The following is a 19,806-nucleotide window of genomic DNA, read 5'->3' as shown; positions in this document are numbered from 1 at the left end:
AAGGGGCGACCAACGCCGGCGGGCTGGCGATGGCGACGCCGTTCGGCACGCTCTACAGCACCAACATTACCCCGGACGTGGCAACCGGCATCGGCAACTGGTCATTTACCGCGTTCGATCGGGCGATGCGCCAGGGCATCGCCCGCGACGGCCGCCATCTGTATCCGGCATTTCCCTACACCGCATTCAGTAAAATGACCGACGGCGACATGCAGGCGCTGTACGCTTATCTGATGTCGCAACCGGCGGTGCGCCAAAGCAATCCGGCCAATCAGATGCGCTTCCCGTTTAACCTGCGGCCGCTGATGGCGGGTTGGAACGCGCTGTTCCTGCGCCAGGGGGAATTTCAACCCGATCCGCAACAAAGCGCGCAGTGGAATCGCGGCGCCTATTTGGTCAACGGGCTCGGCCACTGCGCCGCCTGCCATTCGCCGCGCAATCTGCTGGGGGCAGAAAAGGGCGGCGCGGCTTTCCTGGCGGGGGGGATGGTGGACGGGTGGGAAGCGCCGGCGCTGAATCAATTGGCCAATGCGGACAAGCCCTGGACCGAGGAGCAGCTGTTTCAGTACTTCCGCAGCGGGCATTCTGCCGAGCACGGCGTGGCGGCCGGGCCGATGGGGCCGGTGGTCAGCGAACTGGCGACGTTGCCGCAGAGCGATCTACGGGCGATGGCCAACTATGTGATGTCGCTGAGCACCAAGACGACGCTGAATGTGGAACCGCAGGCGCAGTTGGCGGCCCGCGCCTTGCCGGCGGCGGGGCAGCTGGCCGGCGAGCGGTTGTTTCAGGGCGCTTGCCAGGCCTGCCACAGCGCCGCTGCCGGTGGGCCGCAGCTGTTCGGCGTCAGCCCGGATCTGGCCAATAACACCAATATCTTCAGCGATCGCCCCGATAACCTGATCAAAGTGATCCTGCAAGGGATCCCCAAACCGGCCACCGCCGAATTGGGCTTTATGCCGGGCTTTAAGGACAGCTTTTCCGATCGGCAGGTGACGGCGCTGGTGAATTATCTGCGCCAACGCTATGCCGGCGACAAACCGGCCTGGCGCGACGTGGAGGCGCAGGTGGCACGGCTGCGCGCGGAGCCGGGGAATCATTAACATTGTAAATTGTTACATTGGGTTATTGACTGGCGGCGCTCATTCGGGGATTAATGTTAGCCTGATTTTTACCTTACCTATAAAAAACAGGAAGTTAACATGACATTAACCACGCATAAAATGGAAAGCGGCCTGGCCGTAACAGTTCGTTTACCTGATAACCCGGCCAAGGTTCCGGCGATTATTCTGTGCCACGGCTTCTGCGGCATTCAGGAGCTGTTGCTGCCGGCCTTTGCCGAGGCCTTCGTCAACGCCGGTTTTGCGGCGGTGACGTTTGACTATCGCGGCTTCGGTGCCAGCGAGGGTGAACGCGGGCGGCTGGTACCGGCGCTGCAGATTGAGGATATCCTGGCGGTGAGCCGGTGGGTGCAAACGCAGCCGCAGATCGACAGCGAGCGCATCGGCCTGTGGGGCACGTCGTTTGGCGGCTGCCACGTGTTCGGCGCTGCCGCGGCCGAGCCGGCCATCAAGTGCGTCGTTAGCCAGCTGGCCTTCGCCGACGGGGAAACCATCGTGACGGGGAAAATGGCCGCCGACGAAAAACAGGCGTTCATCGCCACGCTGGACAAAATGGCGGAGAAGAAGCAGGCCACCGGCAAAGAGATGTTTGTCGCCGTCACCCGGGTGTTGAGCGATGACGAGTCGAAAGCGTTCTTCGAGGAGAACAAGGTGCGTTACCCGGCGATGGACATCAAGATCCCGTTCCTGACCGTGCGCGAAACGCTGCGCTATCAGCCGCGTGACAATGCGGCGCGAGTCACATGCCCGGTACTGGTGGTGGTGGCGGGCGGCGATACCGTGAATCCGCCGGAGCAGGGCATCGCGCTGTATGAGGCGGTAGGCAGCGCGAAGAAGGCGCTGCATGTCGAGCAGAATGCGAAGCACTATGACATGTACGCCGGCCCGCATTTCGCCGGCATCATCGGCCGTCAGATCGCCTGGTTCAACGATCACCTGTAATACCGCCTTCCCCCTGGCGCAGGAACGCCACCAGCCGCTGCGCCGGCAGCGGCAGCAGCGCCCATTCGCGCACCACCAGTGACAGGCGCCGGGTCGCCCAATCGTCCGTCAGCGGCAGGGCGCCGTGTCGGATCTGCGGATGGCGTTGGGCACTCTCTTCCGGCACCACCGCCAGCCCGGCGCCGCGCCACACCATGCGGCAGATGGCGTCGAAATTAGCGGCGCGCGCCCGTAGCCGCATCGGGCCGCCGCTGCGTATCGCCAGCCGTTCCAAATGCTGTTGCAGCGCACTCTCTTCCGGCAGGCCGATAAACTCAAAAGACAGGGTGTCTGCGAAGCTGACCGTGCGGCGGCCGCTGAGCGCATGCTCCGGCGGCAGCGCCAGCACCAGACGATCCTGCCGGAAGGGGTAGCTTGCCAGCCCGCGCAGATCGGCGTGATCCGCCACGATGCCGATATCCGCCGCCTGTTCGGCGATCGCCTGCGCGATGACCGGGCTGGGCAGCTCCTCCAGCGCGATGTCGGTGTGCGGGTGCAGCACCAGAAAATCCGCCAGCAGCTCCGGCAGAAAAGCGTCGGCGGCGACGGTATTGGCGACGATGCGCAGCTGGCTGCGCTGGCCCGGCGCGAACTCGGCCATGTCGCCCCGCAGCCGGTCGCGCTGTTGCAGCAGCACGCGCGCGTGCTGCAACAGGCGTTCACCGGCCGACGTCGCCTGGACGCCGCGCGGATTGCGCGTCAGCAGCGCCACGCCGGCCTGTTGCTCCAGCCCGCGCATGCGTGCGCTGGCGGCGGCCAGCGACAGCCCGACGCGCTCGGCGCCGGCGGTGATGCTGCCGGTCTCGAGCACCGCCGCCAACAGCCGCAGATCGATAAAGTCAAAATGCATGCGTTCTTCCTCTGTCTTTGCCGCAGGCAGGCTCTGCCATTGCCGCATTGTGCCGCGCCGCGCCGCCGGCCACAATCGGGCCGTTGATTGCCATAAGGATAGACGCATGTCGCTGACGTTACTCGAGATTATCGCCCTGACGGGCATTTTTACGCTGGCCGGCACGGTCAAGGGGGCGATCGGCCTGGGGTTGCCGACGGTGTCGATGGGGCTGCTCAGCCTGATGATGCCGCCGGGGCAGGCCGCCGCGCTGCTGCTGTTGCCTTCACTGGTCACCAATCTGTGGCAGTTGCTGTGCGGGCCGCGGCTGGGAGCGTTGTGCCGCCGGCTCTGGCCGATGATGCTGTGCGTCACGCTGGGCACGTTGCTGAGCGCCGGCGCGCTCACCGCCACCGACGGCCGCCTGGCGCCGCTGGCGCTGGGCGTTTGCCTGATCGGCTATGCGCTGTTGGGATTCACCCGTTTCGACTGGCGCGTTTCCGCCACGGCGGAGCCTTGGCTGGGGCCGCTGTGCGGCCTGGTGACCGGTGCGCTGACCGGCGCCACCGGCGTATTCGTCATACCGGCGGTGCCCTATCTGAACGCATTGGGCCTGGCGCGTGACGATCTGGTGCAGGCGCTGGGGCTGTCGTTCACCGTCTCGACGCTGGCGCTGGCCGCCGGATTAGCCTGGCATCAGGCGCTGCCCGGCGCGCTGCTCGGCGGTTCGCTGCTGGCGCTGCTGCCGGCGCTGGGCGGCATGTGGCTGGGCGGGATCGTGCGTCGTCACAGCAGCCCGCTGATTTTTCGCCGCCTTTTCTTTATCGGGTTATTAATCTTGGGAATTGAGATTGTTTGGCGTTCAATTAATTAAATCGATAGCACTTATGTGTAATTAGGTCAGGTATATTATTCTGTATTTTATTCCCATATGATGGGTTGCAATATTTAGAACACACTTAGCTTATTGTTTTTAATCCTGAAATACAGGATGGTTATGGATTGTTATTAGTGTGTTTTACTTTTGCTACTACAGCTATTTTTAATGACTGTAAAACCAGTAAACCCATAGGAGAATATTTATGAAGGAAATTTTAAGTAGCCAATTCGATGCGGTGTCGGGGGGATGGCAGGATCGCGATGGGAGTGGAAAAAGATCGTCTGATAACGGAGGCTCTGGTTCTTCAGATCGTGGTGGAAATAACGGCGGTGACCGCGGGCTTCAGTCATTCTTGTCAAAAAACAGCCCTTATGGCAGCGGTTCCGGCGCCAGTGGTTTCTGGGGGAATGGCAGTTCTACAGGAAATGGGTATGGCGGCAATGGCACTGGACCGAGAGAGACCAGAGAATCCGGAACCAAACGTTAATTAACAGTTGCAATCCCAGCACAGAAGTAAAATTCTGTGCTTTTATGGGGTATATGATGAATAAATATGTTGTTTTTATAAAGAGCGATGAATCAAGGGTGCTGAGAAAGGAAGTGGTGACACGAGCAATAATTAAAGATATGAAGCAGAAGGGGTTCAGAAAGCATCATGTTGAAGTAGACGCTGAGAACGAGAACGATGCCATTAACAAACTAAATAAGAACAGCAATGACTATTTAGATTCACTGAAAAATTTTTCTGGTGATTTATTGCTCTGTTCTATTTGCGTCATTGTTATGGTCATGGTTTATTTATTTAGCTGAGCCATAATCAGTATTGAATCATTAAAGTTATTTATACTATATTTTGCGTGGTGATTTAAATGGACCATGGCGTATTGGGTGTTGATTTGCCAAAGATAGAAAGGTTATCAGTTCCAAACATCCTGCATTTTGTATGGATCGGTGACTTAAATGAAGTAAATACGCATTATATCGACATATGGAAAAAAACGAATAAAGATAAGCAGATATTCTTTTGGTATGACAAAGACTCTTCACTGTGTCATTTACTAAACAATGCCATACAAGATTTTGTCAACGCAAAAAAAATTAAAAATAAAGCAAGTGCTGAGTTAAAAATAAAAAACTCAGCTTTTAATTATATATACCACAAAATAAAGAAGGGCTTTTCTTTTGATGAGCTAGTTATTGATTTTTTGATAAAAAATGAGATCCCTTATCAAAGACAGCCAATGGCTATAGAAGACGCATGGTTTGATTGCAGGGGCTTTATAAAAAAGAGTATAACGGAACTTTTTTGCAACGGTTCTGAAGACTTCATTAAGTATTATTATTATGAGATTATATTAAGGTGTAATCTTGCCAGTGCAAGCGACATCATCAGGCTTTTAATTATCTACCAATATGGTGGAACTTATGTCGATGTTGACACACTCCCATACACTGATAACATATATCATGGGTTAAATAAGTATATAGAAGAGGAGGGCATTATCGAGAGTGACTCGCTTCTCTTATTTAAGACCATCTGTTTTTTAAAAAAGATAAATTCAGAAGAGCTACGGTCTGAAGTAGTGATTGGCTGTGATGAGAATGAGTCAGGAGTAAATGTTGTTGGGTTTGAAAAAATAAAACGGCTTATCGAACAGGATCTCTCTGATTTTTCTATGGATATGATATTGCCATTGGGGGAAATATACGTTTATAAAAATTTGTTGGCGCTAGGATCGCTCAGAAGATTTAAAGGTGTTTATTTTAATAATTTCATATCTTCTCATCAAAAATCAAAAGCGATAAGGATTATCCTTAGGACCATGAAGAAAAGGTATCGCTTTTTGGAAAAAAATAATTGCATATTTGATTGTTACGTTGATGATAAGACCACGTATTACCTGACCAGACTTTTAACATGGCGGACCGAGTTAATAACAAGGAGCTATTGTGTGACTCCGGTCTTAACCGGTCCGGGATTAATTGTCGAGGTTTTATTGGGATTGGCTTATAAATTATTCAATATTGAATATTCAGTTGAACCACATGTTATAGCAGAGTGCATGCAAAATTCTGATTTTGGCATTGCACTATTCCAACACAACATAGATACACCTGATGGCGCCTATTCCACATGGCGAAAATAAAAAATAGCTTTGGATGCAAAGTGATTTAAGTTTCGATGGGTTATTGTCAATCTACTAGCGTGTGAATTTTTTCATGATACTTCACTAAGGGACGCTGAGTATGTTTCGCCAGGAAGCGATCGATAGTCAGAAAATGAAATGGCGTGGGCGGGCATTGCTGTTGCCCGGCATTCCCTTTTGGCTCGCTGCAGGGCTCTGCCTGTTTTTTTTCATTGTCTTTCTCACTTTCGCGATCGCCGGTACCTATACCCGACGGGTCAACGTGACCGGAGAGATCAGCACCTATCCGCGCGCCGCTAACGTCTATTCCGCCGTCCAGGGGGTGGTGGTCAAACAGTTTGTCACCGAAGGGCAGGTGATCACCGCCGGCGCGCCCATTTACCAGATCGACGTCAGCAAGAGTACCCATAGTGGTGTGGTCAGCGACAACCAACGTCGGGACATCAATAGCCAACAGGCGCGCATTGCACAAATTATCAGCCGACTGGAAAGCAGCAAGCAGGCCACGCTCACCATGCTGGAAAAACAAAAGGCACAATATACCGCCGCGTTAACCCGTTCAACCGACATCCTCGAACGCGCCCAGGAAGGGATACGTATCGCAAAGGAAAACATGGAGAACTACCGGCACTATCAGACCACGGGGCTGATCAACAAGGATCAGCTCACCAACCAGGTGGCATTGTATTACCAACAACACAACAATCTGCTGAGTCTGTCTGGCCAGAATGAACAGAATGCGCTGCAGATCACCGCGCTGGAAAGCCGGATTCAAACCCAGGCCGCCGAATTCGACAATCAAATTTACCAGATGGAGTTGCAGCGCTACGAGTTGCAAAAAGAGTTACTGAATATCGATGCCGGCGGGGCCATCATCATCCGCGCACTGGCCGACGGTCGAGTCGACTCTCTGAGCGTCACGGTCGGTCAGATGGTCAACATAGGCGACAGCCTGCTGCAGCTACTCCCTCAAGATATCGAACACTATGCTCTGGTGCTTTGGGTGCCCAACGACGCCATCCCTTACATTACCGCCGGAGATAAGGTCAATGTGCGCTATGACGCCTTTCCGGCGGAAAAATTTGGCCAGTTCGCCGGCACCGTGTCTGTTATCTCCAAAGTCCCGGCTTCGCCTCAGGAAATGCTGACCTACCAAGGGGCTCCTAAAGCGGCACTGACCGCCGCCGTACCGTACTACAAGGTGATTGTTATGCCGGAGAAACAGGCCATTGCCTACGACGGTAAACGTCTGAGCCTGGAAAACGGCATGACAGCGCAAAGTACTTTGTTTCTGGAAAAAAGGACGATTTATCAGTGGATGCTGTCACCGTTCTACGACATGAAGCACAGCGCGACGGGGCCGGTCGATGAGTAAGCCCACGTTCAAACAGCAGGTTAGACAGCTGGATTTTCGGCTGCGCCATCGGGTCCCGATGGTGCACCAGGCCGAGTCATCGGAGTGCGGGCTGGCCTGCCTGGCGATGATTTGTGGCCACTACGGCAAAAACATTGACCTTATCGCGCTGCGTCGGCAATTCAACCTGTCAACCCGCGGCGCCACGCTGACCGGGTTAATCGGTATAGCCGAACAGCTGGGACTGGCCACTCGCCCTCTATCACTTGATATTGGCGAGCTCAGCGCGCTGAAACTCCCCTGTATTTTGCACTGGGAGTTCAACCATTTCGTGGTGTTGGTCAGTATCAAAGGTCACCGCGCGGTGCTGCATGATCCGGCGCGGGGGCGCCGGGTCGTCAGCCTGACGGAACTGTCGCACAGTTTCACCGGCGTGGCGCTTGAGGCCTGGCCCGGCAGCGCCTTCACCGCCGACAGCGTCCGCCATCGCATTCACCTGCGCACGCTGATTGGCAGCGTACACGGTCTTAAGGGGGCGCTCGGCAAAATATTTTGCCTGTCTCTGGTGTTCGAAACCATCAACCTGGTCATGCCGATTGGCACGCAATTGGTGATGGATCACGCTATTCCCGCCGGGGATCGCGGATTGCTGACGCTCATCTGTGCCGGACTGATGATGTTCATCCTATTGCGGGCCACCATTGGCATGGTGCGGGCATGGTCCGGGTTGGTCATGTCGACGCTCATCAACGTACAGTGGCAGTCCGGGTTGTTTACCCACTTGTTGCGCCTGCCGCTGGGCTACTTTGAACGGCGTAAGCTGGGTGACATTCAGTCACGCTTCCGCTCGCTGGATACGCTGCGCAGCACCTTTACCACCAGTATTATCGGCGCCATCATGGACGGCATCATGGTGATCGGCGTGCTGGTGGTGATGGTGCTGTATGGCGGTTGGTTGACCTGGGTGGTGATTGCGTTCACCGCGCTCTACGTGCTGATGCGGCTGCTGACCTACGGCTATTATCGCCAACTGTCCGAAGAAGCGCTGGTCAGAGAGGCTCGGGCCAGCTCGTATTTTATGGAGACGCTGTATGGTATCGCCACCGTCAAAATGCAGGGCATGGCGGAACGTCGCATTGCCCACTGGCTCAACCTTGAAATCGACACCATCAATACCGGTATCCGGGTCACCCGCATGGACATGCTGTTTGGCGGGATCAACACCTTCATTGCCACCTGCGATCAGATCGTTATTCTTTGGCTGGGAGCCAGTCTGGTGATCGATAACCAGATGACCCTCGGCATGTTCGTGGCGTTCGGCGCCTTTCGCGGGCAGTTTTCCGACCGCATCGGGTCGCTGACAGAGTTTTTGCTGCAGCTGCGCATGATGAACCTGCATAACGAGCGCATTGCCGATATCGCCCTGCATCCGCGGGAGGCGCGTAAACCCGACCATCCTTATACGGCGGGCCTGCAACCCGTTGGATTGACGACCCATGCCCTGAGTTATCGTTACGACAGCCAGTCACCGGCCATCTTTGATGGCCTGGACATCACTGTGGCGCCGGGCGAGAGCGTGGCCATCGTAGGCCCATCCGGCGCCGGCAAGACCACGTTGATGAAAGTGTTGTGCGGGCTGTTTCCCCCGGACTCAGGGCGGGTTGAGGTGAACGGCGTCGATATCCGGCAGCTTGGCGTCAACAACTACCACAAGATGATCGCCTGCGTGATGCAGGACGACAAGCTCTTCTCCGGCTCGATCCGGGAAAATATCTGCGGGTTCGCGGACGAGGTGGACGACGCCTGGATGGAGGTCTGTGCCCGTGCCAGCTATCTGCACGATGTGCTTATGCGTATGCCGATGGGGTATGAAACCCCGATCGGCGAACTGGGGGAAGGATTGTCCGGCGGGCAGAAGCAACGCCTGTTCATTGCCCGGGCGATTTACAAGAAGCCGGCGATTTTGTTCCTGGATGAGGCCACCAGTGCGCTGGATAAGGAGAGCGAGGCTGTGGTGAATCAGGCCATCAAGAGACTCAATATCACGAAGGTGATCATTGCCCACCGTGAAACGACCATTGCGTCGGCAGATCGGGTAATACATTTTGGATAAGGGGGACATCACCAGCGGCACCGGCTATTTGCACTGTTTTGCCCGCTAAAACCCCAATAAGGCTCAGGCCTGCGGGCCGCCAAAAATGGTCTCCCACATGCCGGCGAGAATGCGTTTGCCGATTTCGCTCTTCAGTCTTCATACCCGCCGTGGGTGATAGCCATGTCTTTGCCGTGCACCACGTCGCAGCGTTTGCGCGCCTTCAGCACCAGATCTTTCACCCGCATTCCTGATAACGCAGCAGGGCGTCTTCGATGCCCTGCGAGTGGGTCTGAACGGTGATGGGGCCAGGCTATTTTTGCTGCCCGCTTCGGCTTTCAATTTACGGCGCGGCGTATTGCGCGATATTCTGGTTTTCTGATGGGCTAACGGCGGATGAGCGAACCATGATAGACAGCCAGGTGTTTGAACAACAAAGCCTCGACAATCTGCTGAGCTATTGGCGGCGCCATCGCCGCCTGCCGGGCGCGCGCTATCCGGCCGGGCCGACCGACAGCCTGTGTGACGTGCCGGGCGTCAGCGTCGGGCATCACACCTTGGCCGACGGCGAATGCCAGACCGGCGTCACCGCCATCGTGCCGCCGGGCGATCTGTTCAACCAACCGTTGCCGTGCGGCAGCGCGGTGCTCAACGGCTTCGCCAAGCCGCTGGGGTTGGTGCAATTGAATGAGCTGGGGGAGTTGCAGACGCCTATTCTGCTGAGCAACACCTTCGCCGTCGGCACGCTGTTTAACGCCATGGTGCGGCGCAGCTGCTTGCGCTACCCGCAGATCGGCCGCGGCAGCGCCACCATCAACCCGCTGGTACTGGAGTGCAACGACGGTTACCTCAACGATATTCAGGCGATGGCGGTGCGCGAGGAGCACGTCTTCAGCGCGCTGGATAACCATTCCACCCGCTTTGCGCGCGGCAGCGTCGGCGCCGGGCGCGGCATGAGCAGCTTCGGCCTGAAGGGCGGCATCGGCACGGCCTCGCGCTATTGCCCGGGGTTAGGCACCATGCTCGGCGTGCTGGTGCTGGCCAACTTCGGCACCCTCGACTCGCTGACGCTGAGCGGCGTGCGCGTTGGCCCGGCGCTGGGCAAGCTGTTGGCGGATCCGCCGCCGCAGGTGGACGCCGGCTCGGTCATTATCATCATCGCCTGCGATCGCGCGCTGGACAGTCGCCAGCTGAACCGCATCGCCCGCAGAGCGGGCGCGGGCCTGGGGCGGGTGGGCAGCCATTGGGGGCATGGCTCCGGCGATATCGCGCTGGCGTTTTCCACCCGGTTGCTGGGGGCCACGCTGCCGGACGAAAGGCTGGAGCCGCTGTTTGCGGCGGCGGCGGACGCCACCGAATACGCGGTGCTGGATGCGTTGCTGAGCGCCGAAGGCGTCAGCGGCTTCCAGCAGCATGCGCGCGCAGCGCTGGGCCCGCTGCTCGACCGGCTGGCGGCGGCAAATTAAATAACGGGAGTGTGATGTGAAGGTCTTTATCTCTGCGGATATTGAAGGTATTGCCGGCGTGATGCGGCCGGAGCAGTGCAACCCGGCCCACGCCGACTATGCGGCGGCGCGTGAACTGATGGAGCAGGAGGTCAACGCCGCCATCGACGGCGCTTTCGCCGGCGGGGCCACCGAGGTGACGGTGGCCGACAGCCACGCCATGATGCAGAACCTGCGCGCCGATCGCATCGATGGGCGCGCGCGGCTGGTGCAGGGCAAACCGCGCGGGCTGTCGATGGTGGAAGGGCTGCAACACCAACGCTACGACGGCCTGATGTTTATCGGCTACCACAGCGCTGCCGGTGAACATGGCGTGCTGGCGCACACCATCAACGGCCGGGCCTTTTACCGTGTCAGCCTGAACGGCGAAGCGGTGGGCGAAAGCGATCTGTATGCAGCGGCGGCGGCCGAATTGAACGTGCCGCTGTGGCTGGTGAGCGGTGACGACGAGCTGCAACGCTGGATTGCTGAACGTTATCCTCAGTCTGGCTATGTGTGCGTGAAGCGCGCCATCTCGCAAACCGCCGCCGAATCGCTCAGCCCGCAGCGGGCGCGCGCCGAGATCCGTGAACGGGCGATGCAACAGGTGCGCCAGGGCGGGAAGCTGCCGGTGGAACGCCGCTTCATGCCGCCTTACCGGCTGACGCTGATGGCGGCCAAACCGGTGCTGGCGGATCTGTTCAGCCTGGTGCCCGGCGTGCAGCGCCAGGACGCGCTGACCGTGGCCTTCGACAGCGACAACATGGCGGCGCAAATCAACCTGCTCAGCGTCTTCTCCTATCTGGCGACGACGCAGAACTGAGGGATAACGCCGTTACAGGCGCTCGCGGTTGGCGAGCTGAAGGGTGAGGTTTTCAATGCGCTCGGCCATCTGCTTCGTCAGGGCGGTTAATTCCGTATTTTGCTTCAGCAGCTCGAGCAGCTGTTCGGACTGCCGTTCGGCCAGGGTTTGCCGCTGTGCCATCGCCTCATCCAGATCTTCCCGGTGCCGGGCATCGGCCAAGGCATGCGCCTGGTCGCGCTCGGCCTGGCGGGTTTGCGCCAGCAGGATCAATGGCGCGGCGTAGGCGGCCTGCAGACTGAACGCCAGATTCAGCAGAATGAAGGGGTAAGGGTCAAATTTGGTGAAGCCGGCGAGGTTGAGATAGATCCACACGCCGACCACCACCGTTTGTCCCACCAAAAAAGTCGGCGTGCCGAAGAAGCGGGCGAACGCTTCGGCTTTCAGGGCAAACCATTGATCGCCAAAGGTATGGCTTAACCCTTGCAGCGGCCGATACAGACGAAATTTCTTGTGTTCCGACATAGCGGTAAGGCTCATAGAGATTGGAAGTGTTTCATTTATAGCACAAATGCATTTAAAGACGCGCCCAGCGGCCGCCTGGCGCCGATGGCCCGCAGCGCACGATTCCTCAACGAAAAATCCCTTATCAAGATTAGGCCTGCTGGATAATAGGCTACGCTAATTATTGCTCTGTTGCGCTATATCACCTGACGGGCGCGACAAGCCATTCCATAACAAGATTTGTTTCGCCGAAGGCAGTGACGCCTTCGGCTTTTTTGGAGTCATGAGCAATGAGCATATCCCAAGTTCCGCTTTCGCGGCGGCGGTTTATCGTCGGCGCCGGGGCGTTGGTGATCGGCGCCTATCTGCCGTCCACCGGCGCGCTGGCGCGTTCGGCTGCCCCGGCCGCCTCCGGCGCGGCGGCGTTTGACGCCAACGCCTTCGTTCAGATCGGCGCCGACGGCGTCGTCACCGTGATCAGTAAACACACCGAAGTGGGCCAGGGGGTCTATACCGGCATGGCGACGCTGGTCGCCGAAGAGCTCGATGCCGATTGGACGCAGGTACGGGTCGTCGCCGCGCCGGTGGACACCAATATCTACAAAAACCTGACCTTCGGATTCCAGGGCACCGGCGGTTCCAGCTCGGTGGCCAATGCCTATGAGCAGATGCGGCGCATGGGCGCCATGGCGCGTGCGCTGCTGGTGCAGGCCGCCGCACAGAGTTGGAAAACCTCGGCGCAGGAAATTACCGTGCAGGCGGGCAAGATCCGCCATGCCGCCAGCGGGCGCGAGGCGGGCTTCGGCGAATTCGCCGCGCTGGCCGCCACGCTGCCGCCGCCCGATCCCGCCAGCCTGACGCTGAAGGATCCGGCCAATTTCACCCTGATCGGCAAAACGCGCGGCCTGCACCGCGTCGATTCGCTGGCGAAAACCAACGGCAGCGCGCAGTTCTCGCAGGATATCCATGAGCCGGACATGTTGACCGTCACCATCAAGAAGCCGCCGCGCTTCGGCGGCAAGGTGGCGACCTTCGATGCCGAACGAGCGCTGGCGGTGCCGGGGGTGGTGGCGGTGAAGCAAATCGCTACCGGCGTGGCGGTTTACGCCAAAAACACCTGGGCGGCGATCCAGGGGCGGGAGCGGCTGAAGGTGACGTGGGACGACGCGCAGGCCGAACGGCGCAACACCGAGGAGATCTACGCCGAATTCCGCCAGGTGGCGCAGAAAACCGGCGTGGTGGCGAAGAGTCTCGGTAAGCCGGACGAGGTGTTCGACAAGGCCGACAAGGTGATCGAGGCCGAATACACCTTCCCCTATGTCGCCCACGCGCCGATGGAGCCGCTGGACGGCTATCTGTTCTGGGACGGCGAGAGCGTCAAGGCGCGCTACGGCTGCCAAATCCAAACCCTCGATCACAAGCAGCTGTGCGATCTGTTCGAGTTGCCGCCGGACAAGGTGCAGATTGAAACCATTCTGGCGGGCGGCAGCTTCGGCCGGCGCATCGATTTAGGCAACCCGACGCTGGGGCCGGATCTGGCGGCCGACATGGCGGCGGCGGCCAAGGGCATCGGCCCCGGCCACGGCGTGAAGGTGGTATGGACGCGCGAGGACGACATTCGCAACGGCTGGTATCGCCCGATGATCCTGCACCGCCTGCGCGGGGCCATCCGCGGCGGCAAGGTGGTGGGCTGGACCGATACCGTGGTCGGCCATTCCTGGACGCGCCACAGCGCGATGGATGCGCTGGTGGTCAACGGCCTCGATCAGATGATGGTCGAGGGCGCCAGTGAGGTGTCATACACCTTCGAAGCCTTCCGCTGCGATGCGCACATCGTGCCGGGCAAGGTGCCGACCACCTCGCTGCGGTCGGTGGCCAGCACCCACACCGGCCACGCGGTGGAGAGCTTTATCGATCAGCTGTTGCAGGAAACCGGGCAGGATCCGGTCGAAGGGCGGCTGGCGCTGATGGGCGATGCGCCGCGCGCGGCGGGCGTGCTGCGCGCGGTAGCGAAAGCCGCTGACTGGCAGGGCGCCAAGGTGGTGGACGGACGCGCGCGCGGCGTGGGCGTCGCCAAGGCGTTCGATACCTATGTGGCGCAGGTGGCCGAGGTCTCGATCGGCGAAGGCGGCATCCCGAAAGTGCACAAGGTGTGGTGCGCGGTGGACTGCGGCGTGGCGGTGAACCCCGACGTGATCCGCGCGCAGCTCGAGGGCGGCATCGGCTACGGCCTGAGCATGGCGCTGTACGGCAATATCACGCTGAAAGATGGCGTGGTCGAACAGTCCAACTTCAATAACTTCCGCCCGCTGCGCATCGATGAGATGCCGGAGATCGAGGTGATCATCGTGCCCTCGAGCGAGAAACCGACCGGCGTGGGCGAGCTGGGGGTGCCGACCATCGCCCCGGCGGTCGGCAACGCGCTGGCGCTGCTCGGGCGGCCGCGCACCTCGCTGAGCCTGCCGCTGCATAATCCTACCGCGAACCCGGCGTCTGACAAGGAGAGAACCTGATGATTCAATTAACCGTAAACGAGCAGCCGCTGACCTTCGAGGGCGATCCGCACATGCCGCTGTTGTGGTTTTTGCGTGACGAAGCCGGCCTGACCGGCACCAAGTTCGGCTGCGGCATCGCCATGTGCGGCGCCTGTACCGTGCATCTGGACGGTGTGCCGGTACGATCGTGCATGACGCCGGTCTCCGCCGCCGTCGGCAAAAAAATCACCACCATCGAAGCCGTGGGCGCCACGCCGGAAGGCAAGGCGGTGCAGGAAGCCTGGCTTGATCTGGATGTGGTGCAGTGCGGCTACTGCCAGTCCGGCCAGATCATGAGCGCCACCGCGCTGCTGGCGCAAAGCAAGGATCCGAGCGATGCGGACATCGACGCGGCGATGGGCGGCAACGTCTGCCGCTGCGCCACCTATGTGCGCATTCGCGCCGCCATCCACCAGGCCGCCAAGGCGTTGGGTTAGGGAGAGATGCGATGAGCAACGCCTTGAAAGGGCTGTTATGGCTGATTATCGCCGTGGTGGTGTTGGCGGGAGGATACGCGCTGTACACGCTGCTGCGGCCCACCGGCGCGGAGCCTGCGGCGCCGATCGCCGGGGCGCCGGCCGGCATCACCGATAAACTGGCGCGCGGCGAGTACCTGGCACGCGCCGCCGACTGCGTGGCGTGCCACACCGCGCCAGGCGGCACGCCGTATGCGGGCGGCTTCGCCTTCAAGCTGCCGTTCGGCACCATTTACGGCACCAACATCACCGCCGACAAGGAGACCGGCATCGGCAACTGGAGCGACGATCAGTTCGTGCGCGCGGTGCGTGAGGGCATCGGCCCGCAGGGCAACCTGTATCCGGCGATGCCGTACACCTCGTACACCGAACTGAGCCGCGACGACGTGCTGGCGATCAAGGATTATCTGTTCAGCCTGCCGCCGGTGAAGCAGGCCAACCCGCAAAACGATTTGTCGTTCCCGTTCAACCAGCGTTGGGGCATGAAATTCTGGAACCTGGCGTTCTTCCATGAGCAGCGCTTTGCGCCGGATCTCAACAAGGACGAGCAGTGGAACCGCGGCGCCTATCTGGCGACGGCGCTCGGCCACTGCGGCGAGTGCCATACGCCGCGCAATCTGGGGTTCGGCCTCAACCAGAGCAAGCACCTGAGCGGTGAAGTGGTGCAGGGCTGGTTCGCCGCCAACATCACGCCGGATAAGCAGACCGGCATCGGCGGCTGGAGCGACCAGCAGCTGTCGCAGTATCTGGCCACCGGCCATGCGCCGGGGCGCAGCAGCGCCGCCGGCCCGATGGCGGAAGCGGTGGAAAACAGCCTGCAGTTCCTGACGCCGGAAGACAATCTGGCGCTGGTGAAATACCTGCGCGATATCGAACCGATCGCCGGCGACGGCGCGGCGGCGGTGAACCTGCAGCCGAAGGGCGCGGGGGCCTCCACGCCGATCCTGCCGGGCGGGCAAGACAGTTCGCTCGGCCGGCGGGTGTTCGCCAACGACTGCAGCGGCTGCCACCAGTGGAACGGGCCGGGCCGCCAGAGCGAGTATGCGTCGCTGGTGGGCAGCACGGCGGTGAACGATCCGCAGGGGCGCAGCGTGGTGCAGGCCATTCTGAAGGGGACGAGCATCAGCATCGGCGATCGGCATGAAATGATGCCGGCGTTCGGCAGCGCCTATTCCGACGAGGAAGTGGCGGCGGTCGCCAACTTCGTGGTCGGCCACTTCGGCGATAAGCAGGGCAACGTCACCGCCAAACAGGTGGCGGAGCAGCGCAAGCAGTAGCGCATCGCGGCCGCCACGGCGGCGTGCAGGTTAAAGGCGGCGATATCGCGGATATTGCCGCTTTTTTTATTGCCGGCATGCCGGCGGCAGTGTGACGCTCAATCAAAAATCAGAGGGGGGACCGTGATAAAAATCGTAACGTTGTTAACCAATCAAAACTACCTGGCCTGTCTTGTAGCAGCATTACTCTTCATCGTTACGGCCGATACCAACCATCTGCGTGATAGCATTAACTATGGGCTGCAGACCGTCTTTGATGCTGAAGGATAACAGTAAACAAACCCACCGATGAGGTGGTTTTTTTGCTTTCTAGGGGGTGCTTTACCCAGCAAGTGAGATTCGTTATCATTTGCCTGGTTGATTGTTACTATAAGGATGTAGAGATGCAAAAGTCACTATTGGTTGCCCTGGGTGTGATAGTTCTATCAGGATGTGCAGGCCAGAACGATGATTATCAATTGAATAGCAAACAATCGTCTGCTCAGAAAGACAGCAAAGAGTGGAAGGAGTTTGTTGCTCCTCTGTCTACCAAAACGCAATCACCACAAGACAGACTGATGAAGCGTGCTGAGAGAAACTACTAACAGAGAAAAGCCCATTTGAGTGGGTTTTTTGTTTTCTGGCATTAGTGTTTTTTTAATGGTATATCACTCCCAAAATTCGCTATGAACTCAGGGTTAAAAGCTCTCGCGAGCACGACTGCTGCCAGAACCAGTATCAACATTTTCTTTTGCATAGTGACCTCATAGCTATTTAGCCAGAAGCCATGTTGTCACGCTGACCACACTTGATTCCAGGGAAAAGCCCGACAAATCGCGGGCGAAAACCGCTTTTCGTTGCCTACTTCATGCTCTCTGTTACCATGTAACGACTTGTTACTTGTCTATGGGAAAAGGACGAAATGCTTAAGTTGATTGGTGGGCTGCTGATTTTAGTTGGTGCAATTACTGTTGGTTACGCTATCGGCATGGAAGTTACTGTTGGCTACGTTGATAAGGTTTACAACAGTGGGCTGATGGCAAACCGAGAGATTTACACAATTGCAGGTAGTGCAACGGCTATCATCGGCACCTTAGTTGCTATGACTGGGGTGATTGCTGAGTTTTTGGAAAAAAGAGAAAACGAAAAGTTAGACATCTTGAAAAATATCAAGAATGGCTTAGCTGACCACCTAGAGAAATAATCTCTCTCGAAAAAATTATTTATAACCTCGCTTCGGCGGGGTTTTTTTATGCCCGGAGAACACTAAATGTCAGAACAAAACGGCGGCAGCCTCGTCTATCAGGTCGATATCGACACTGCAAAAATGATCACCGGGAGCCGTAGGGCATCTGTTGTTCTTGAGGAGATGGAAAAACAGTCAGGAAAGGCAGAGGCCAGCTTATCAAAACTCGAGCACCAGGCTGGTTCTACAGGCTTAACTCTTGGCACTCTGCCACGTGTCGCTAAAGCTGAGCAGATGACCACCGGCGGCAGTGCGCAATATTGGGTGGGCAAGGCGGGGTTAGCCCTGGCTTAATTGATTGAAAAGATAGTCAAAGACCACGCGCACGCGCGCCGGGCAGGCGTGCTGATGCGTATGATAGAGGTTGACCGGCCAGGGCGGCGGGGCATCGCCCGGCAGAACGGCTACCAGCTCACCCGCAGCGAGGTGTTTTTCAACCAAATACCCGGCCAGTTGGCCAAAGCCTAAACCGGCGAGCACCGCTTTACGCTCTATATCGGGCGTGTCGGTGACGAAGGCGGCGGACTTCGGGTAGAGATAACGTTTTTGGCTAAATTCCCAGGGCCAGTAGCGCCCGGTCTTGCGGTTCACCAGCGCGACAATCGGCAGATGGGCGAGTTGGTCTACCTGCTCCGGCGGCGGCAGGCGATCGAGCAGTGTCGGCGAGGCAACCAGATGGAAAGGCATGGTTCTGGGCTGGCGAACGATACAGGTTTGGTCGTGCAGAAAGCCGATGCGAATGCCGATATCAATTCTTTCTTCGACCAGATCGCTGTGGATATTCGACAGGTGGAACTCGATCGTAATCGCAGGATACTGGCGCGCGAATTCCGCCAGTATCGGCATGACGACCTCGCTGCCATAGGTATGCGGCGCCGTAAGGCGCACCACGCCGCCGAGATCTTCCGCCGCTTTCCCCTGAGGCTGAAACAGCCTGTTCACCTGATCCATCGCCGTTTTGGCCTGCTCAAGAAAGCCGAGGCCGAAATCCGTGATTCTCACGCTGCGGGTATTGCGGTGGAACAGCTGCTCACCGAGCACCGATTCGAGCTCTTTGATGGCTCGGGTGACTTTTTGCGGGGAAATGCCGAGCCTGGTCGCCGTGTGTTTAAAGTTCATCTCCTCGGCGGCGGCGCAGAAAATGCGCAAGGCTTCTTGTCTGTTTTGCACGTTGACCTCTTTGTTCCAAAAAATGGAATTCTCAAAGCATAACACTTCCATTTACCGGGCGGAAACGGCGGATAAAGTATTCGCACTGACCCTAACAAGAGGAACGAGAGATGAACCGTATTTCAGGCAAAGTGGTGGTGATTACCGGCGCCAGCAGCGGGCTGGGCGAGGCGACCGCATTACATCTGGCCGCGCAAGGGGCGACGGTGGTGGTGGCGGCGCGCAGGAAAGATCGTCTTGATGCGCTGGTTCGGCAAATCGTTGGCGACGGCGGCACCGCGTTGGCGCTGCAGGTAGATGTGACGAAGCGTCAGGAGGTCGAAGCGATGATCGCCCAGACCGTCAGGCAGTTTGGCAAGATTGATGTCCTGGTCAACAACGCGGGGCTGATGGCGATCGCACCGCTGAGTGCCGTGAAGGTCGATGAATGGGAACGGATGATCGATATCAATGTGAAAGGCGTGCTGTACGGCATCGCGGCAACCTTGCCGCTGTTCGAAAAGCAGCAATTCGGTCATTACATCACCATTTCCTCCATTGCCGGCAAGAAGGTGTTCAGCCCCGGCGGCACGGTCTATAGCGGCACTAAATTCGCGGTCAGCGCGATCGCCGAAGGTTTGCGTCACGAAGTTGGCGGAAAGATCAGAACCACGACGATCGCCCCCGGCCTGATCGACACCGAACTGAAACAGGGCAGTTCGCACGCGGAAAGTTTGCAGGCCGTCGGCGAACTCTACCAGAGCCAGGCAATTTCCGCCGATGCCATCGCGCGCGCCATCGCCTATGCGATCGAGCAGCCTTCGGACGTGGACGTGAGTGAGATTGTCATCAGGCCGACCGTGCAGGAGTTTTAAATCGCCAGGGGGCATTCCCAGGGCTTTTAGCCGTATTTTCTTATCGTTATGAGGTTTTCTATGCGTCGCAATCTGCTTA

20 protein-coding genes and 1 pseudogene are annotated in these 19,806 nt (G+C 58.3%); 17 read left to right on the top strand and 4 right to left on the bottom strand.

Features of this window, described 5'->3' with window-relative positions; all coding sequences use genetic code 11:
* On the top strand, positions 1–1,100 hold a 1,100-nt coding region (locus AWX27_RS01770; protein WP_156428557.1), incomplete at its 5' end, for a c-type cytochrome.
* Positions 1,101–1,199: 99 nt separating this feature from the next.
* On the top strand, positions 1,200–2,060 hold the full coding sequence (locus tag AWX27_RS01765; RefSeq protein WP_060419068.1) for a UilS family quorum-quenching N-acyl-homoserine lactonase: 861 nt from the start codon (positions 1,200–1,202) through the stop codon (positions 2,058–2,060).
* On the opposite strand, the gene AWX27_RS01760 is transcribed toward AWX27_RS01765, so the two are convergent.
* Positions 2,044–2,949, bottom strand: a complete 906-nt coding sequence (locus AWX27_RS01760) for a LysR family transcriptional regulator (protein WP_060419066.1) — start codon at positions 2,947–2,949, stop codon at positions 2,044–2,046. The genes AWX27_RS01765 and AWX27_RS01760 overlap by 17 nt on opposite strands.
* A gap of 106 nt (positions 2,950–3,055) precedes the next feature.
* Between AWX27_RS01760 and AWX27_RS01755 the strand changes: the two genes are divergently transcribed.
* The 6 genes from AWX27_RS01755 to AWX27_RS01730 all read left to right on the top strand — a co-directional run bounded on the left by AWX27_RS01755 (position 3,056) and on the right by AWX27_RS01730 (position 9,422).
* Complete coding sequence (locus AWX27_RS01755; protein ID WP_060419064.1) at positions 3,056–3,802, top strand: sulfite exporter TauE/SafE family protein; 747 nt, start codon at positions 3,056–3,058, stop codon at positions 3,800–3,802.
* A 208-nt stretch (positions 3,803–4,010) separates the two neighbouring features.
* Positions 4,011–4,295 carry a hypothetical protein gene (locus AWX27_RS01750; RefSeq protein WP_154618163.1) on the top strand — a complete coding sequence of 95 codons (285 nt, stop codon included), beginning with the start codon at positions 4,011–4,013 and terminating at the stop codon, positions 4,293–4,295.
* A gap of 56 nt (positions 4,296–4,351) precedes the next feature.
* Positions 4,352–4,618 carry a hypothetical protein gene (locus AWX27_RS01745; RefSeq protein WP_038880676.1) on the top strand — a complete coding sequence of 89 codons (267 nt, stop codon included), beginning with the start codon at positions 4,352–4,354 and terminating at the stop codon, positions 4,616–4,618.
* A 59-nt stretch (positions 4,619–4,677) separates the two neighbouring features.
* On the top strand, positions 4,678–5,955 hold the full coding sequence (locus AWX27_RS01740) for a TcdA/TcdB catalytic glycosyltransferase domain-containing protein (protein ID WP_060419060.1): 1,278 nt from the start codon (positions 4,678–4,680) through the stop codon (positions 5,953–5,955).
* Between the two features lie 100 nt (positions 5,956–6,055).
* On the top strand, positions 6,056–7,330 hold the full coding sequence (locus AWX27_RS01735; RefSeq protein ID WP_060419058.1) for an HlyD family secretion protein: 1,275 nt from the start codon (positions 6,056–6,058) through the stop codon (positions 7,328–7,330).
* The gene (locus AWX27_RS01730; protein ID WP_060419056.1) at positions 7,323–9,422 is read left to right on the top strand and encodes a peptidase domain-containing ABC transporter; all 2,100 of its coding nucleotides are present in this window, start codon (positions 7,323–7,325) and stop codon (positions 9,420–9,422) included. The genes AWX27_RS01735 and AWX27_RS01730 overlap by 8 nt, the downstream gene beginning before the upstream one ends.
* Before the next feature lie 63 nt (positions 9,423–9,485).
* Here AWX27_RS01730 and AWX27_RS24295 read toward each other — a convergent pair.
* Positions 9,486–9,699 (bottom strand): annotated as a pseudogene (locus tag AWX27_RS24295) (monooxygenase); the annotation flags it as partial.
* Positions 9,700–9,808: 109 nt separating this feature from the next.
* Between AWX27_RS24295 and AWX27_RS01725 the strand changes: the two are divergent.
* On the top strand, positions 9,809–10,867 hold the full coding sequence (locus tag AWX27_RS01725) for a P1 family peptidase (protein WP_060419054.1): 1,059 nt from the start codon (positions 9,809–9,811) through the stop codon (positions 10,865–10,867).
* Between the two features lie 16 nt (positions 10,868–10,883).
* Positions 10,884–11,708 (top strand): M55 family metallopeptidase, encoded by an 825-nt coding sequence (locus AWX27_RS01720; RefSeq protein ID WP_060419052.1) that lies wholly within the window; start codon positions 10,884–10,886, stop codon positions 11,706–11,708.
* Positions 11,709–11,720: 12 nt separating this feature from the next.
* Here AWX27_RS01720 and AWX27_RS01715 read toward each other — a convergent pair whose 3' ends face one another.
* A complete protein-coding gene (locus AWX27_RS01715; protein WP_171555241.1) occupies positions 11,721–12,212 on the bottom strand; it encodes a DUF1003 domain-containing protein in 492 nt (163 codons plus the stop codon).
* 269 nt (positions 12,213–12,481) lie between these two features.
* Between AWX27_RS01715 and AWX27_RS01710 the strand changes: the two genes are divergently transcribed.
* The 6 genes from AWX27_RS01710 (at position 12,482) to AWX27_RS01690 (ending at position 17,997) form a co-directional block, all read left to right on the top strand.
* Complete coding sequence (locus AWX27_RS01710; protein ID WP_060419051.1) at positions 12,482–14,704, top strand: xanthine dehydrogenase family protein molybdopterin-binding subunit; 2,223 nt, start codon at positions 12,482–12,484, stop codon at positions 14,702–14,704.
* Positions 14,704–15,162, top strand: a complete 459-nt coding sequence (locus AWX27_RS01705) for a (2Fe-2S)-binding protein (RefSeq protein WP_060419049.1) — start codon at positions 14,704–14,706, stop codon at positions 15,160–15,162. The genes AWX27_RS01710 and AWX27_RS01705 overlap by 1 nt, the downstream gene beginning before the upstream one ends.
* Positions 15,163–15,173: 11 nt before the next feature.
* On the top strand, positions 15,174–16,478 hold the full coding sequence (locus tag AWX27_RS01700) for a cytochrome c (protein WP_060419047.1): 1,305 nt from the start codon (positions 15,174–15,176) through the stop codon (positions 16,476–16,478).
* A gap of 383 nt (positions 16,479–16,861) precedes the next feature.
* A complete protein-coding gene (locus AWX27_RS24920) occupies positions 16,862–17,062 on the top strand; it encodes a lipoprotein (RefSeq protein WP_089185938.1) in 201 nt (66 codons plus the stop codon).
* A gap of 317 nt (positions 17,063–17,379) precedes the next feature.
* Positions 17,380–17,661 carry a hypothetical protein gene (locus tag AWX27_RS01695; protein ID WP_060419045.1) on the top strand — a complete coding sequence of 94 codons (282 nt, stop codon included), beginning with the start codon at positions 17,380–17,382 and terminating at the stop codon, positions 17,659–17,661.
* 66 nt (positions 17,662–17,727) lie between these two features.
* Complete coding sequence (locus tag AWX27_RS01690; protein ID WP_060419043.1) at positions 17,728–17,997, top strand: hypothetical protein; 270 nt, start codon at positions 17,728–17,730, stop codon at positions 17,995–17,997.
* On the opposite strand, the gene AWX27_RS01685 is transcribed toward AWX27_RS01690, so the two are convergent.
* The gene (locus AWX27_RS01685) at positions 17,983–18,924 is read right to left on the bottom strand and encodes a LysR family transcriptional regulator (protein ID WP_070914947.1); all 942 of its coding nucleotides are present in this window, start codon (positions 18,922–18,924) and stop codon (positions 17,983–17,985) included. The two genes, AWX27_RS01690 and AWX27_RS01685, sit on opposite strands and share 15 nt — an antisense overlap.
* 59 nt (positions 18,925–18,983) lie before the next feature.
* Between AWX27_RS01685 and AWX27_RS01680 the strand changes: the two genes are divergently transcribed.
* On the top strand, positions 18,984–19,727 hold the full coding sequence (locus AWX27_RS01680) for an SDR family oxidoreductase (protein ID WP_060419041.1): 744 nt from the start codon (positions 18,984–18,986) through the stop codon (positions 19,725–19,727).
* The last annotated feature ends 79 nt before the right edge of the window (positions 19,728–19,806 follow it).

It is taken from the genome of Serratia sp. 2880STDY5682894 (assembly GCF_001537385.1).
GTDB classification, from domain to species: domain Bacteria; phylum Pseudomonadota; class Gammaproteobacteria; order Enterobacterales; family Enterobacteriaceae; genus Serratia; species Serratia nevei.
The sequence above is the reverse complement of the archived record's forward strand: the minus strand, read 5'-3'. Positions and strand labels throughout refer to the sequence as shown.

What these genes read in the sequence shown, in the direction of transcription:
- AWX27_RS01765 (WP_060419068.1), top strand. Translation starts at nt 1,200, where the DNA reads ATGACATTAACCACGCATAAAATGGAAAGCGGCCTGGCCGTAACAGTT.
- AWX27_RS01760 (WP_060419066.1), bottom strand. Translation starts at nt 2,949, where the DNA reads ATGCATTTTGACTTTATCGATCTGCGGCTGTTGGCGGCGGTGCTCGAG.
- AWX27_RS01755 (WP_060419064.1), top strand. Translation starts at nt 3,056, where the DNA reads ATGTCGCTGACGTTACTCGAGATTATCGCCCTGACGGGCATTTTTACG.
- AWX27_RS01750 (WP_154618163.1), top strand. Translation starts at nt 4,011, where the DNA reads ATGAAGGAAATTTTAAGTAGCCAATTCGATGCGGTGTCGGGGGGATGG.
- AWX27_RS01745 (WP_038880676.1), top strand. Translation starts at nt 4,352, where the DNA reads ATGAATAAATATGTTGTTTTTATAAAGAGCGATGAATCAAGGGTGCTG.
- AWX27_RS01740 (WP_060419060.1), top strand. Translation starts at nt 4,678, where the DNA reads ATGGACCATGGCGTATTGGGTGTTGATTTGCCAAAGATAGAAAGGTTA.
- AWX27_RS01735 (WP_060419058.1), top strand. Translation starts at nt 6,056, where the DNA reads ATGTTTCGCCAGGAAGCGATCGATAGTCAGAAAATGAAATGGCGTGGG.
- AWX27_RS01730 (WP_060419056.1), top strand. Translation starts at nt 7,323, where the DNA reads ATGAGTAAGCCCACGTTCAAACAGCAGGTTAGACAGCTGGATTTTCGG.
- AWX27_RS01725 (WP_060419054.1), top strand. Translation starts at nt 9,809, where the DNA reads ATGATAGACAGCCAGGTGTTTGAACAACAAAGCCTCGACAATCTGCTG.
- AWX27_RS01715 (WP_171555241.1), bottom strand. Translation starts at nt 12,212, where the DNA reads ATGTCGGAACACAAGAAATTTCGTCTGTATCGGCCGCTGCAAGGGTTA.
- AWX27_RS01710 (WP_060419051.1), top strand. Translation starts at nt 12,482, where the DNA reads ATGAGCATATCCCAAGTTCCGCTTTCGCGGCGGCGGTTTATCGTCGGC.
- AWX27_RS01705 (WP_060419049.1), top strand. Translation starts at nt 14,704, where the DNA reads ATGATTCAATTAACCGTAAACGAGCAGCCGCTGACCTTCGAGGGCGAT.
- AWX27_RS01700 (WP_060419047.1), top strand. Translation starts at nt 15,174, where the DNA reads ATGAGCAACGCCTTGAAAGGGCTGTTATGGCTGATTATCGCCGTGGTG.
- AWX27_RS24920 (WP_089185938.1), top strand. Translation starts at nt 16,862, where the DNA reads ATGCAAAAGTCACTATTGGTTGCCCTGGGTGTGATAGTTCTATCAGGA.
- AWX27_RS01695 (WP_060419045.1), top strand. Translation starts at nt 17,380, where the DNA reads ATGCTTAAGTTGATTGGTGGGCTGCTGATTTTAGTTGGTGCAATTACT.
- AWX27_RS01690 (WP_060419043.1), top strand. Translation starts at nt 17,728, where the DNA reads ATGTCAGAACAAAACGGCGGCAGCCTCGTCTATCAGGTCGATATCGAC.
- AWX27_RS01685 (WP_070914947.1), bottom strand. Translation starts at nt 18,924, where the DNA reads ATGGAAGTGTTATGCTTTGAGAATTCCATTTTTTGGAACAAAGAGGTC.
- AWX27_RS01680 (WP_060419041.1), top strand. Translation starts at nt 18,984, where the DNA reads ATGAACCGTATTTCAGGCAAAGTGGTGGTGATTACCGGCGCCAGCAGC.